The organism is Streptomyces sp. 351MFTsu5.1 (genome assembly GCF_000383655.1).
GTDB lineage: Bacteria > Actinomycetota > Actinomycetes > Streptomycetales > Streptomycetaceae > Streptomyces > Streptomyces griseorubiginosus.
This window is the reverse complement of record NZ_KB911793.1, coordinates 100100-112474: the sequence shown is the minus strand read 5'-3', so window position 1 is coordinate 112474 and position 12375 is coordinate 100100. Positions and strand designations below refer to the sequence as shown.

Genomic DNA, 12375 nt, shown 5'->3' with positions numbered 1-12375 from the left:
CGGAATTCCTGCTGCGCGTGGGCCTCCGGGGCACCCTCCGCCCGGCATACTTGACATCATGACGACATCCGGAACCCGCGCCGCGCACCGACCCTCGCGCAAGCAGTGGGTGATCGAGGCGGCCACGGAGCTGTTCGCCACCCAGCCGCCGGACGAGGTGACGGTGGCCGACATCGCCGCTCGGGCCGAGATGACGTCGGCGGCGGTGTACTACCACTTCTCCTCCAAGGACCAGGTCCTGGCGGAGACCATGCGGGCGTTCGCCGCGGCGCTGCGCGAGCAGTTGCGGGAGATCACCGAGGTCCATGATCCCGGCGCGGACATCGGCGCGTCGGTCACCTCCCTGCTGGCCTGGATGGGCGAGCACCGCTCCGCCGCCACCGTGTTCTTCGTGTCGTCGGCCGGCATGAGCCAGGACGCGGAGGCGCTGCGTCAGGAGAGCCGTACGGAGGTCCTGGACGAGCTGGTGCGGTTGATCCGCAAGGCGCGGGGGTCCGTCTCCGACGCCGAGGCGGCCGTGATCGGCCTCGGCCTGCTGGCGCTGCTGGAGACCGCGGCGATCTCCCAGGTCCGGGGGGACGACGTGTACCGGTCGCTGGGCCACCGCGCGTTCGTCCGCGAGGTCGGCGAGCTCGCGGAGCGGATCGCCGACCCTGCCACCTGAACCGCGGCTCACACCAGCAGGCGAAGCGGCTTGCTCAGCAACTCCCCCAGCGTGCGCAGGTATTCGGCGGCCGGGGCCCCGTCGACCGCGCGGTGGTCGAAGGTGAGGCTCAGGGTGAGGACCCGCGTTCGCAGCGGTCTGTCGTCCGCCCATTCGACGCCGTCCCTGAGCCTGCCCACGCCGAGGATCGCGACATTGCCGGGATTGATGACGGGCGTGAAGAAGTCGACGCCGTAGCCGCCGAGCGAGGTGACCGTGAACGTGGCTCCTTCCAGCTGCGCCGGGGAGATGCGCCCCGTGCGCGCGGCCTCGGCAAGGGCCTTCGTCCGCTCGGCGATCCCGGTCAGGGGCAGTGCCGCCGCGTCCTCGATCACCGGGACCATGAGGCCGCCCGGTACGGCCACCGCGAAGCCCAGGTGGATGTCGTCGAGCAGGTGGATGCCGTCCTCGCGGACCGTCGCGTTGAGCAGCGGGTGCTCGCGCAGGGCCAGGGCGGCGGCCTTCAGGAGGAAGTCGTTGATGCTGGGCACCGGCAGGCCGCTGTCCGTCCACTCCTCCTTGAGCCGGTCCCGCAGGGACACCACGGCGTCCATCCGGACCTCGTAGCCGTGGGTCAGCTGGGCCATCTCCTGGAGGCTGGCGTGCATCCGGCGGGCGATGGTGCCGCGCATCCCGGTGAGGGGGATGACGGTGGAGCTGGTGAGGACGGCGGCGGGGGCGACCGGTTCCAGGTCCGCCCTGCGGATCCGCCCGCCCGGTCCGGTGCCGTTCACCTCGGCGAGGTCGATGCCCCGTTCCCTGGCGAGCTTGCGGACCAGCGGCGAGGAGGCACCGGCGGCCCGTGCGGGGAATGCCGCCACGTGCTCTTCCACGTCCTCGGAGACGATCCGGCCGCCGGGCCCGGTGCCGCGTACGACGGCGAGGTCGACGCCGGCGGCCGCGGCGACCCGCCGGGCGTTCGGGGAGGACAACAGGCGCTGGCTCACGGGGTGAGCGGCGGGGGCACCGGGACCGGGTGAGGTGGCCGGGCCGCCGGGGGCACCGACCGGGGCGCCGGCACCTTGGGCGGCAGCCTGGGCGCCGGGACCAGAGACGATGGCCGGGGCGCCGGCACCGGGGGCGGCAGCCTGGGCGCCGGGACCGGAGACGATGGCCGGGGCGCCGGCACCGAGGGCGGCGGCCGGGGGAGCTTTCGTGGGCGGCGCAGGCTCGTCCGCGCCTTCCGGTGGCCGCTCGCCCTCCGCCAGCAGCCACCCGATGAGTGCCCCGGCCGGGACGGTCGTGCCCGCCGGCACCACCGGGTGGAACAGTCCCCCGGCCTCCGCCTCGACGTCCACATCCACCTTGTCGGTGGCCAGCCGCAGCAACGCCTCGCCTTCCGTGACGACGGCGCCCGTGGGCACCAGCCATTCGTCGATCGTGCCTTCCTGCATGGTCAGGCCGATCTTCGGCAGCAGAACCTCGACCGCCACGTCGGTCACGACCTTTCGAGCAGGCGCCGGCAGCCCTGTGCGATGCGGGCGCGATCGGGCACGTACGCCTTCTCCAGGACCGGTGAGAAGGGCACGGGTGAGAAGGGGGCGCCGATGCGCAGGACCGGCGCGTCCAGGTGGTCGAAGACCACGTCCTGGATCTGGGCGGCGATCTCCGCCCCGAGCCCGCCGAAGGTGACGGCCTCGTGCACCACGAGCACCCGGTTGGTGCGGCGCACGGACGCGAACATCGTCTCGGTGTCCAGCGGCTGCACGGTGCGCGGGTCGATCACCTCGATCTCCACGCCCTCGGCGGCGAGTTCGTCGGCCGCCGCGAGCGCCTCGCCCACCATGCGACCCAGCGCGATCACGGTGACGTCGGAGCCCTGTCGGGCGGTGTGCGCCTGGCCCAGCGGGATGCCGTAGATCTCCTCGGGCACCTCGCCGGTGCTGCCGAGCAGGACCTTGTTGAGCATGACGACGACCGGGTTGTCGTCCCGGATGGCCGAGACGGTCAGGCCCTTGGCGGTGTGGGCGTCGCACGGCATCACCACCTTGAGGCCGGGCACATGGGCCAGCCACGCCTCCAGGGACTGGCTGTGCTGGGCGGCGGCGCCGAGGCCCGCGCCGGAGGCGGTGGTGATGGTGAGCGGCACCGACAGCGCGCCGCCGAACATGTACTTCATCTTCGCGGCCTGGTTGACGATCTGGTCGAGGCAGACGCCGATGAAGTCCATGAACATGAGGTCGACGACCGGGCGCAGTCCCTGGGCGGCGGCTCCCACGCCGAGGCCGACCAGGGCGGCTTCGGAGATCGGGGTGTCGATCATGCGGCGGGGGCCGAACTCGTCGAGGAGGTTGTCGAACATGCGGAAGACGCCGCCGTATCCGGCCACGTCCTCGCCGGCGACGAAGACGTTCTCGTCCTCGCGCATGGCCTGGGCGAGCCCCTCGTTGAAGGCCTTGACGTAGGTGAGCTTGCGGGCCCCCGGGTTCGGGGCGAGGGCCGGTGCTTCGGTGATCGTGGTCATGGCGCTCATCCCGAGTAGACGTTCAGCAGCAGGTCGGCCGGGTCGGGCAGCGGGCTCGCCTCGGCGTACGCGACGGCCTCGGCGATCTCCTCGCGGGTGCGCTGCCATACGTCGTCGAGTTCGGCGCGGCTCGCGGTGCCGTCGGCGAGGGCCCGGGCCTCGATGAGGTCGATGGGGTCACGGGTCTTCCACTCGGCGACCTCCTCGTCCGAGCGGTAGGGGTGTCGCAGGCCTTTGACGCCCTGGTGGTCGAAGAAGCGGTAGGTCTTGGCCTCGATCATCATCGGTCCCGCGCCGGCCCGGGCCCGGGCGACGGCCTCGGCTGCGGCCCGGTGGACGGCGACCGCGTCCATGCCGTCGACGATCACGCTGGGCATGCCGTAGGCGGCGGCCCGGTCGGCGACGTCGGTGAGCAGCATGTGCCCGGACTGCGGGGTGAACTCCGCGTAGCCGTTGTTCTCGCAGACGAAGACGACCGGCAAGCCGAGGATCGCGGCCATGTTGGCGCCCTCGTGGAAGGCGCCGATGTTGGTGGCGCCGTCGCCGAAGAAGGTGACGGCGACGCTGTCCCGGCCCTTGTACCGGGCGGCGAAGGCGGCGCCCACGGCGATCGGGACACCGGCTCCGACGATGCCGTTGGCGCCGAGCATGCCGCGGCCGAGGTCGTTGATGTGCATGCTGCCGCCGCGGCCGAGGCAGGCGCCGGTGACCCTGCCGTAGAGCTCGGCGTACATCTCGCGGAAGCCGACGCCCTTGGCCACGGCGTGTCCGTGGCCGCGGTGGGTGGAGGTGATCTGGTCGTCGTCGCGCAGGGCCGCCATCACGCCGGCGGCGACGGCTTCCTGGCCGACGTACAGGTGCAGGAAGCCGGGCAGCTTGCCGGCCTCCATGAGCTTTCCCGCCTCGGTCTCGAACAGCCGGATACGCACCATGCGTTCGTGCAGGTCCTTGACCACCTGCGTGCTGACCTGCGCGGATATCTTCGATGCCGTCGACGCTCGTTGAGCCATCGTCCGCCCCTTCGTCCGAGGGAGGTTGCCAAGCAATCGGACTTACTTGTGCCGGTCTACAGTAACCGGCTGGGGGCACCTTACTGAAGAGTGTCTCTAATTACTATGCCCCGATCCGGTCGGCCGCCCCGCGCGTCCACCAACTCGACGACGTTGCCTTCCGGATCGACCCAGAAGCTGATCCGGCGGCCGTGCGCGGGAACCACGACGGGGTCCGAGAGGGGCCGGGCCCCGGCGGCCGCCAGAACTGCCACCACCGGGTCCACATCGTCGACATGGAAGGTGAGATACGACAGTCCGGGACGCCCGGCCGACCAGGCCTCCGCAGACACCTCCACCGGCGCCGACCGGGGTCGGATCAACTTCACGCACCCCCCGGACGGCACCCCGAGCCAGACCACCTCCAGCTCGCCGCCGAGCCCGGCGGAGCCACCCACGGACTCCGGCACACGCGAGCGGCGCTCGGCGCGACAGCCGATCAGATCGCAGTAGAAGCGCTCCATCACCCCGAGGTCGCGCACCACCACACCCACCTCGAACGGCAGGGTCATGACCATCACACCCACCCCCACGTGACGCCGAACGGCAACTTCGACACTTTCTATTGACAGACCACACTAAGTCCTGTTGCAGTTTCGGACACAGCCCAGCTGTTGCGTCACGAGGCCGGTCACCGGCTCGCGGCTGGGAGGATTGTGAGGACATCGTGGTCCAGACCAGTTCGCCGGAGATCCGGGAGACAGCCGAAGGGCGCGGCTCCCCGGCCTCGGCCCCGCCGGCTCCCCCGACCCCCGAATACGCGTCGTGGATCAGCCAGGACCGGTCCACCGACCCGGCGGCCGTGACGATGCGCCGGGAGGCTGCCGAACTCGTCGAGCGGGTGATGGCGCACTACCGCGACAACACCACGCACGAGGCCGGGGAGCAGTGGACGGAACCCGTCGCCCACTACCTCGACGCCGACCGCTGGCGGCGCGAGACGGACGCGGTCCACCGCAGCGTCCCGTTGCCGCTCGCCATGTCCAGCGAGCTTCCCGGCCCGAACACCTACAAGGCGATCGACGTGCTCGGCATCCCCGTGCTGATCACCCGGGACCGGCGGGGCGCCGTACACGCGATGATCAACGCGTGCCGGCACCGCGGGGCCAAGCTCCTCGAACCCGGCTGCGGGGTGTCGAAGCGGCTCACCTGCCCCTACCACTCCTGGTCGTACGACCTGGCCGGGGAGTTGCGCGGGGTGTACGCCGAGAAGACCTTCGGCGAGGTTCCGCGCGAGGGCCGCAGCCTCATCCGGCTCCCGGCCGGGGAGCGCGCCGGAATCGTCTTCGTCTCCCTCGACCCTGCGGCCGAACCCGACCTGGACGCCTGGCTCGGGGACCTCCGGCCCCTTCTGGAGGGACTGCGTCTCGCGGAGTGCCATCACTACTCCACCAGCGAGCTGACCAGCCCCAACTGGAAGGTCACCCTCGACGGGTACCTGGAGACGTACCACTTCGCCTCACTGCACCCCAAGACGGTGTTCGAGACGAACCTGTCGAACATGATGGCCCACGACACCTGGGGCCCCCACCAGCGCATCGCACCGGCCCTGCGCCCCATCGCGCGGGCGGTCGAACTGCCGCCTGAGCAGCGCGATCCCGGGGAGTGCGTCGGGCCCATCTACTGGCTCTTCCCGGGCCTCGCGATCGCCGGCGGCTGGCGCCAGAAGATCGCGGTCTCCCTGGTCCTGCCCCGCACGGCGACCGAGTCGGTGACCCAGCAGATCATCCTGCTGCGCGAACCGGCGGTCACCGACGAGGAACGCCAGGCCGCCGACCGGTTCGGCGAGTGGTTCCACGAGGTGGTCCGCGACGAGGACTACGCGACCACCTACGGAGTCCAGCAGGGCCTCCAGGCCCTCGCCGGGACCGACTTCGTCTTCGGACGCAACGAGCCCGGCCTCCAACACTTCCACCGCACCATTCACCAGCACCTGGACACAGCCCCCAGAGCCGCCAGGTGACCTACCAACCACACTCGGAGAACACCATGGTGGCTACGGGCAGCCTCGACGGACGTGTCGCGGTGATCACGGGCAGCACGCGCAGCATCGGCCGCGCCATCGCCGAGGCCTTCCTGGCCGACGGCGCGACGGTCGTCGTCAGCGGCCGCAGCGAGATCAAGGGCAAGCAGGCCCTGGAGGAGATGGACGCCGGCGACCGGGCCGTCTTCCACCCCTGCGACGCGGGCCGTCAGGAGGACATCGAGGCCCTCGCGGACTTCGCCGCCGAGCGCTTCGGGCGGCTCGACATCTGGGTCAACAACGCCGGCGGCAGCTCCGGCTTCGCGCCGATCCACCAGCTCAGCGACGAGGCCTGGCACGCGGCCCTGGACCTGAACGTCAACAACTACTTCTACGGCACCCGCCGGGCCCTGCCGAAGATGCTGGACGGCGGCTGGGGACGCATCATCAACATCTCCTCGGTGGAGGGCAAGCAGGCCAACAAGCCCGCGATCAGCCACTACATCACCAACAAGCACGCCATCCACGGACTGACCAAGGCGACCGCCTTCGAGTACGGCACCCAGGGCATCACCTGCAACGCCATCTGCCCCGGCGCCGTCGACACCGACCTCATGCGGGCCGCGGGTCCCGCCGCGGCGGAGGCCGAGGGCATCTCGTACGAGGAGTGGCTGGGCCGGTTCGCTGAGCACGCCGCCACCAAGAGGATCACCACCGTCGAGCAGATCGCGGCGGTCGCCTCGCTGCTCGCGAGCGACGCGGGGGCGGGTATCACCGGCACCCTGATCAGCGTCGACGGCGGGACAGCGCAGTGGTAGGCGCAGTGGTAGGCGCAGTGGTAGGCGCACTCGTAGCGGCAGGCGTGGAACGGGCACGGGCGGGCGTGGGTACGGACAGCGGGAGATCTCGGTCATGAAGAGCTGGATCACGGACTGGCAGCGCAGTGAGCGGCTGCCGCACTACACCCGGGCCAACGCGGGCGAGACCCTGCCGGATCCGGCCAGCCCGCTGGGCTGGACCCTGGTCTGGGGGCGGGGTCTGCAAGGGTGGCGCAACGGCTTCGTCGGCTTCGGCATCTACCGCGAGGAGGAAGTGGCCGGGCCCCGGCCGCCGTTCGTCGGGATGTTCGGCGGGCACTTCTATCTGAACCTGTCCCACATGCGACTGTTCGGCATCCGGATGGGCCAGACCGCGGACCAGATCGACGCGGCCTTCGTCGGCCAGCGCTCCGACACCCCGGTCTACGTGGCGCACCCGGACGACCTGGACGAGGAGCTGACCGCCAGGGCGGGCGCGACCCTCCAGCGGATGCTCGGCCAGTCCGGCTTCCCGGAGGCCGACGCCGACCGTGAGCGACTGCGCGCCCTGCGCCGCTCGCGCCCCGACCCGAGCGCCCTGTCCGACGCCGAACTGGTGGCGCACGCACGGTCGTTGCTGGACGAGGTGGAGACGACCTTCCAGCGGCACGTGGAGTCGTCGCTGCCCGCCTCCGTCGGGCCGGCGATCCTCGGTCCGCTCTGTGCGAGCGTGGAGCGGCCCGGCGCCATGCTCGACCTGATCGGCGGACTGGGCGACGTGGACTCCGCCTCCCCGTCGACCGGGCTGTGGACGCTGTCCCGTCAGGTGGCGGCCTCGGCCGAGCTGAGCGCACTGTTCGACCAGGGTCCGGCCGCGGTGGAGCAGGCGCTCGACGCCGCCACCGGCGATGTGAAGGCGTTCCGGGACTCCTTCGAGGAGTTCCTCGCCGAGTCCGGCGACCGCGGCCCCAACGAGTGGGACATCCACGCCCTGTCCTGGGAGGCGGCCCCCGTCCAGGCCCTCGCCCTGGTCGACCGGATCCGGCACAGCCCCGACGCCGACTCCCCCGCCGCCCGCCGCAGGCGCCTGACCGAGGGGCGCGAACGGACGGCACGGGAGATCCGGGCCCTGCTGCCCGAGGAGACGCAGCCCCTGTTCGACGCCGGCCTGCACGCCGCCCAGGTGTGGATCCCGGCCCGCGAGCGCACCAAGGCGAACTGCGTCACCGTCGTCAACGAGATCCGCATGGCGATACGGGAACTGGGCCGCCGCGGAGTCGGGGCGGGACTGTTCGCCCGGCCCGAGGACGTGATGATGCTGCTGGACACCGAGCTGGACGACTATGTCGCCGCCCCGGAGTCCTTCGGCCCGGTGATCGCGCGACGGCTGGAGGAGTACGCGGGCCTGCACGAGCTGGAGCCGCCGTTCTTCGTCGCCGCCGACGCGCAGACCGAGATCGACGGCTGGCCGCGCCGCGCCGAGGAGCGCACCCCGGCCGCCGTCGAGGGCGATGTGCTCTCCGGGGTGGGCGGCAGCCACGGCACGTACACCGGCACCGTGCGGGTGGTCACCGACCCGGCCTCCTGCGAGGCGCTGGAGCCGGGCGAGGTGCTGCTGGCACCGATCACCGACGCGGCCTGGACCCCGCTGTTCCTGGTCGCCGGGGCGGCCGTGGTGGACGTGGGCGCGCTCAACAGCCACGCCGTGGTCGTCTGTCGTGAACTGGGCATCCCGGCGGTGATCTCCGTCGAGGGCGGGACGCGGCGGCTGCGGGACGGCATGGTGATCACGGTCGACGGCGAGCGGGGCACGGTCACCGTGGACAGCGTCCCGGTACCGCTCGGCGGTTGAGTACGCCGGGGGCCCGTCATCGTCTCCCCATCGGTGGCGGGTCCTCGGTCATGAGCGCGAGAGGAACGCGTGAGGGGCATGACCGAGGGAATCATCGTCGCCGGCTGGATGGACTACGAGCCGGGTGACCGCAACACGATGCTGGGACATCTCGTCGCGCTGGGACACCGGACCCGCGCCGAAGAGCCGGGTTGCCTCGACTACGCCATGACGGCGGACCCCGACGACGAGCGGCGTATCCGGGTCTATGAGCGGTGGGTCTCGCAACAGGCTCTCGACGAGCACTTCAAGGCCGCGCACATGAAGGACTTCAGGTCGGCGTCGGCCGGGCTGACCCGGGTCGGCGTCTCGTTGGACGTCCACACGGTCGCGGAGTCCCGGCCCATGCGCTGAAGACGGCGCCCCCGACGGGGGCGCCGTCTTCGTTTCAGTCACCCAGCCGCACCAGCATCTTGCCGACGTTGCCGCCCTCCAGCAGGGACAGCAGCGCCCCCGCGGCGTTCTCCAGCCCGTCCACGACCGTCTCGCGTGCGGTGACGCGGCCCTCGGCGAGCCAGCCCGCGACCCGTTGCTCGAACTCGGGGCGCAGGTCGTCGTGGTCGCGGACGATGAAGCCGGACAGGGTCAGGCGCTTGAGGACGGCCTGGATCAGATGGTTGATGTCCACGGTCCGCCGGCCCTCGGTCCGCCGGTCGCCGCCGAACTGGGACATCATCCCGCACAGGGCGACCCTGCCGCCGGTGCGCAGCGCGTGCAGGGCTGCCGCGAGCTGCTCGCCGCCGACGTTGTCGAAGTAGACGTCGATGCCGTCGGGCGCGATGCGCGCCAGTGCGTCACGGACCGGCTCGGCACGGTGGTCCGCGGCGTCGTCGTAGCCGAACTCCTTGACCAGCAGCGCGCACTTGTCCGGGCCGCCGGCGGTCCCGACCACGCGGTCCGCTCCCAGCAGCCGCGCGAACTGGCCGGCGGCGGTGCCGACGGCCCCGGCCGCCGCCGAGACGAAGACGGTGTCCCCGGGATGCAGCGCCGCTATCCGGGTCAGGCCCACGTAGGCGGTGAACCCGGTCTGGCCGAGCAGCCCCAGCCAGGTGGGCAGCGGGGCGAGCCGGGGGTCGATGCGCCCGGCGCCGTCGGTGTCCGCGGCGTCCAGCACGGCCCGCTCCCGCCAGCCGAGTTGATGGCGTACGTACGTGCCCGGCGGGACCGAGGCGCAGCGGCTCTCCTCCACCACGCCCAGGGCGCGGCCGTCGAGCGGCGAGCCCGGGGTGAAGTTGTGCGTGTAGTGCTTCTCGGTGCTCTCCAGGCGCCCGCGCATCGACGGGTCGACGCTCATGTACAGGTTGCGGACGAGCAGTTGGCCCTCTCCCAGGGGCGGGAGCGGGCGCTCGGCCACGGCGAAGTCGCTGGTGAGCGGTTCTCCGTGGGGGCGGCGCACCAGCGTGACCACCCGGGTGCTGCGGGGCGTCACGGTGGTCATCGCTCCGGCTGCGGGGGCGTACGGCGCCGGGCGAGGCGGCCCACCCAGCCGGCCATCTGGAGGTCGGCGTGGCGCAGTTCGCCGGACTGCCAGCGGGCCTGGAAGTCGAAGAGGCCCTGCGCGCCGGTCGCGGGGTCGGTGACCTCGACCAGGCCGTCCGCGGTGAGCCGGTACACGTGCCCGGTGAGGGGGTGGATCACTTGCTTGGACATGGGGGTCTCACTCCTGCACTCGGCGGCGCACGCCGCGCTTGGTCACGGTCACCGGGCCCTCGACCCGGAGCCGGCAGGCGAGCCGGGTCAGGCCGTCCACCGGCCTGCGCAGGGCTTCGATGCCCTCGCGTTCCAGCGGGCCCACGGGCGAGCAGTTCTCGGCGCCCTCGTCGACCTGGACGAAACAGGTACGGCAGGTGCCCCTGCCGCCGCAGACGGTGGGCCAGCGGTAGCCGAGGCGCTGGGCGGCGCTGAACAGGTCCTCTCCGTCGAGGACGTCGAGCTCGATGCCGGAGGGCCTGACCGCCACCCGGTGGGTCACTTCTCCATCCACCGGTCAAGTGTCCGGTTGAAGTGGCGGATGCGGCTCTCCTGGTAGTTGGCCAGGGTGATGCCGGGCTTGCGCATCGCCTTCAGGCCCTGCTGGACGTAGGGGAGGTTCTCGCAGTCCTGGTCGAAGACGGGTCCGAGGACGCCGAGTTCGGGGATGTCGGCGAAGAGCATGTCCTCGGGCACCCATCGGATCTTCGCGGGGGCGGGCTTCTCGCCGGGCTGCTTCGGGGACGACATGAAGATGATCTCGGCGGTGCAGGAGTCGGGGTCCAAGCCGTGGGGCCGGAACCGGTAGATGATGTTGGACTTCGCGCCACCCCAGGGGTTGAAGTTGGGGAACAGCAAGTAGTTGATGGCGTCCAGCAGTTCGGTGTCCGGGGTCTGTGAGAAGTCCTGCGCCGAGGTGGCCGCCAGCTGCGCGCGCATGCGCTCGGCGAGGACCTGGCGGGCGGTGCCGCCGGGCGGGATCGCCGGGAGTTCGTCGCCTTCCTGCATGACGAGGTCGCGGCCCTGCGCGGCGGCGTAGAAGGCGCGCGAGTCGTAGAAGGTCTCCAGGACGTCCTCCTCCGTGACGGAGTCGGCCACGTGCGGGCTGGGCGCGCCCTGGATGTTGATCATCCGGTTCCAGTGGGGCTGGTCCGCCATGACGTCGTACTGCGAGTTGGCGTCGGCGAGCCACGGCAGCATCTGCGGGTGGGTGGCGATCACGTGGAAGGACTCGATGAACGCGTCCTGGGCGACCTTCCAGTTGCAGGGCAGCACCTTGGCGATGTGCAGGGACTTGTAGCGGTTCTCCAGCGGCCAGATGTAGTAGTCGTCGAAGGTGCCGCGGTAGTTGTCGAAGGATTCGGCGTACGGGTCCATGTTGATGAACACGAAGCCGCGCCAGGTGGCCACCTGCGCCTCGGGAAGGGCGAACTTCTCCGGGACGACGTGCGGGAAGTCCCAGGCGCAGGGCGGGCTCTGCATGGTGCCGTCGAGGTTCCAGGCGAAGCCGTGGAAGGAGCAGCGGAACTCGCTGACGTTGCCGCCGCCGGTGCGCAGTTTGCGTCCGCGGTGCAGGCAGACGTTGACGAAGGCGCGGATCTCCTCGGGCCCGGTGCGTACGACGATCAGGGAGTCGTCGCCGATCTCGTAGATCTCGTGGTCGCCGACCTCGGGAATCTCGCTCTCCAGACAGGCGAACTGCCACACCCGCCGCCAGACCTGCCGCATCTCGCGCTCGGCCCACTCGCGGGAGGTGAAGCGGGCGGTGTCGATGTCCTCGCTGCCGAGGTGGTCGTTGTGCTCGTACCTCAGGGCGGCCGGCACGGGGCGGCTGTCCTGGCCGAGGTAGTCCTGGACGGTGGGGCCCGGGCAGCGGGCGGTGGCCGGCTCCGATGTTTCGTCCATCATCTCTCCTCCGGCAGAAACTTTAGATGGAGTGTAGTTACGAGTTACGGCCAGGAGCAACAGTCGCGCCGGTCAACGACCCCGCACTGTCTTCACCGACCCCCTGCCGAGCTGGTATCCAGCAACTTTTTGC

General features: G+C 71.2%; 13 protein-coding genes. 5 read left to right on the top strand and 8 right to left on the bottom strand.

Going from position 1 to position 12375, the window contains the following annotated elements:
• Positions 1 to 58 precede the first annotated feature (58 nt).
• Positions 59 to 664 carry a TetR/AcrR family transcriptional regulator gene (locus H295_RS0133515; protein ID WP_020139732.1) on the top strand — a complete coding sequence of 202 codons (606 nt, stop codon included), beginning with the start codon at positions 59 to 61 and terminating at the stop codon, positions 662 to 664.
• Between the two features lie 8 nt (positions 665 to 672).
• Here the strand turns inward: H295_RS0133515 and H295_RS0133510 are convergent, their stop codons facing one another.
• The 4 genes from H295_RS0133510 to H295_RS0133495 all read right to left on the bottom strand — a co-directional run bounded on the left by H295_RS0133510 (position 673) and on the right by H295_RS0133495 (position 4728).
• Positions 673 to 2136 (bottom strand): dihydrolipoamide acetyltransferase family protein, encoded by a 1464-nt coding sequence (locus H295_RS0133510; RefSeq protein WP_028809986.1) that lies wholly within the window; start codon positions 2134 to 2136, stop codon positions 673 to 675.
• A 5-nt stretch (positions 2137 to 2141) separates the two neighbouring features.
• On the bottom strand, positions 2142 to 3167 hold the full coding sequence (locus H295_RS0133505) for an alpha-ketoacid dehydrogenase subunit beta (protein WP_020139730.1): 1026 nt from the start codon (positions 3165 to 3167) through the stop codon (positions 2142 to 2144).
• Between the two features lie 5 nt (positions 3168 to 3172).
• Positions 3173 to 4177: a thiamine pyrophosphate-dependent dehydrogenase E1 component subunit alpha gene (locus H295_RS0133500; protein ID WP_234021737.1), complete on the bottom strand. Its 1005-nt coding sequence runs from the start codon at positions 4175 to 4177 to the stop codon at positions 3173 to 3175.
• Positions 4178 to 4257: 80 nt separating this feature from the next.
• Positions 4258 to 4728 carry a VOC family protein gene (locus H295_RS0133495; RefSeq protein ID WP_234021736.1) on the bottom strand — a complete coding sequence of 157 codons (471 nt, stop codon included), beginning with the start codon at positions 4726 to 4728 and terminating at the stop codon, positions 4258 to 4260.
• A gap of 155 nt (positions 4729 to 4883) precedes the next feature.
• Between H295_RS0133495 and H295_RS0133490 the strand changes: the two genes are divergently transcribed.
• The 4 genes from H295_RS0133490 to H295_RS0133475 all read left to right on the top strand — a co-directional run bounded on the left by H295_RS0133490 (position 4884) and on the right by H295_RS0133475 (position 9221).
• Positions 4884 to 6179, top strand: coding sequence for an aromatic ring-hydroxylating oxygenase subunit alpha (locus H295_RS0133490; RefSeq protein WP_020139727.1), 1296 nt, complete (start codon positions 4884 to 4886; stop codon positions 6177 to 6179).
• Positions 6176 to 6997: an SDR family NAD(P)-dependent oxidoreductase gene (locus tag H295_RS0133485; protein WP_020139726.1), complete on the top strand. Its 822-nt coding sequence runs from the start codon at positions 6176 to 6178 to the stop codon at positions 6995 to 6997. The genes H295_RS0133490 and H295_RS0133485 overlap by 4 nt, the downstream gene beginning before the upstream one ends.
• Before the next feature lie 94 nt (positions 6998 to 7091).
• A complete protein-coding gene (locus H295_RS0133480; protein WP_020139725.1) occupies positions 7092 to 8828 on the top strand; it encodes a PEP-utilizing enzyme in 1737 nt (578 codons plus the stop codon).
• Positions 8829 to 8906: 78 nt separating this feature from the next.
• Positions 8907 to 9221, top strand: coding sequence for a putative quinol monooxygenase (locus tag H295_RS0133475; protein WP_020139724.1), 315 nt, complete (start codon positions 8907 to 8909; stop codon positions 9219 to 9221).
• A 34-nt stretch (positions 9222 to 9255) separates the two neighbouring features.
• On the opposite strand, the gene H295_RS0133470 is transcribed toward H295_RS0133475, so the two are convergent.
• Genes H295_RS0133470 through H295_RS0133455 form a run of 4 tightly spaced genes read right to left on the bottom strand, consistent with a single transcriptional unit; the run spans position 9256 to position 12242 of the window.
• Positions 9256 to 10305, bottom strand: a complete 1050-nt coding sequence (locus H295_RS0133470; protein WP_020139723.1) for an NADP-dependent oxidoreductase — start codon at positions 10303 to 10305, stop codon at positions 9256 to 9258.
• Entirely contained in the window at positions 10302 to 10517 is a 216-nt protein-coding gene (locus H295_RS0133465) for a hypothetical protein (protein ID WP_020139722.1), read from the bottom strand. The genes H295_RS0133470 and H295_RS0133465 overlap by 4 nt, the downstream gene beginning before the upstream one ends.
• A gap of 7 nt (positions 10518 to 10524) precedes the next feature.
• On the bottom strand, positions 10525 to 10851 hold the full coding sequence (locus H295_RS0133460) for a 2Fe-2S iron-sulfur cluster-binding protein (protein ID WP_234021735.1): 327 nt from the start codon (positions 10849 to 10851) through the stop codon (positions 10525 to 10527).
• The gene (locus H295_RS0133455; protein WP_043218402.1) at positions 10836 to 12242 is read right to left on the bottom strand and encodes an aromatic ring-hydroxylating oxygenase subunit alpha; all 1407 of its coding nucleotides are present in this window, start codon (positions 12240 to 12242) and stop codon (positions 10836 to 10838) included. Before H295_RS0133455 ends, H295_RS0133460 begins: the two co-directional genes overlap by 16 nt.
• Between the last annotated feature and the right edge of the window lie 133 nt (positions 12243 to 12375).

Coding starts and splice junctions, on each gene's coding strand:
- H295_RS0133515 (WP_020139732.1), top strand. CDS start 59: ATGACGACATCCGGAACCCGCGCCGCGCACCGACCCTCGCGCAAGCAG.
- H295_RS0133505 (WP_020139730.1), bottom strand. CDS start 3,167: ATGACCACGATCACCGAAGCACCGGCCCTCGCCCCGAACCCGGGGGCC.
- H295_RS0133500 (WP_234021737.1), bottom strand. CDS start 4,177: ATGGCTCAACGAGCGTCGACGGCATCGAAGATATCCGCGCAGGTCAGC.
- H295_RS0133495 (WP_234021736.1), bottom strand. CDS start 4,728: ATGACCCTGCCGTTCGAGGTGGGTGTGGTGGTGCGCGACCTCGGGGTG.
- H295_RS0133480 (WP_020139725.1), top strand. CDS start 7,092: ATGAAGAGCTGGATCACGGACTGGCAGCGCAGTGAGCGGCTGCCGCAC.
- H295_RS0133475 (WP_020139724.1), top strand. CDS start 8,907: ATGACCGAGGGAATCATCGTCGCCGGCTGGATGGACTACGAGCCGGGT.
- H295_RS0133470 (WP_020139723.1), bottom strand. CDS start 10,305: ATGACCACCGTGACGCCCCGCAGCACCCGGGTGGTCACGCTGGTGCGC.
- H295_RS0133465 (WP_020139722.1), bottom strand. CDS start 10,517: ATGTCCAAGCAAGTGATCCACCCCCTCACCGGGCACGTGTACCGGCTC.
- H295_RS0133455 (WP_043218402.1), bottom strand. CDS start 12,242: ATGGACGAAACATCGGAGCCGGCCACCGCCCGCTGCCCGGGCCCCACC.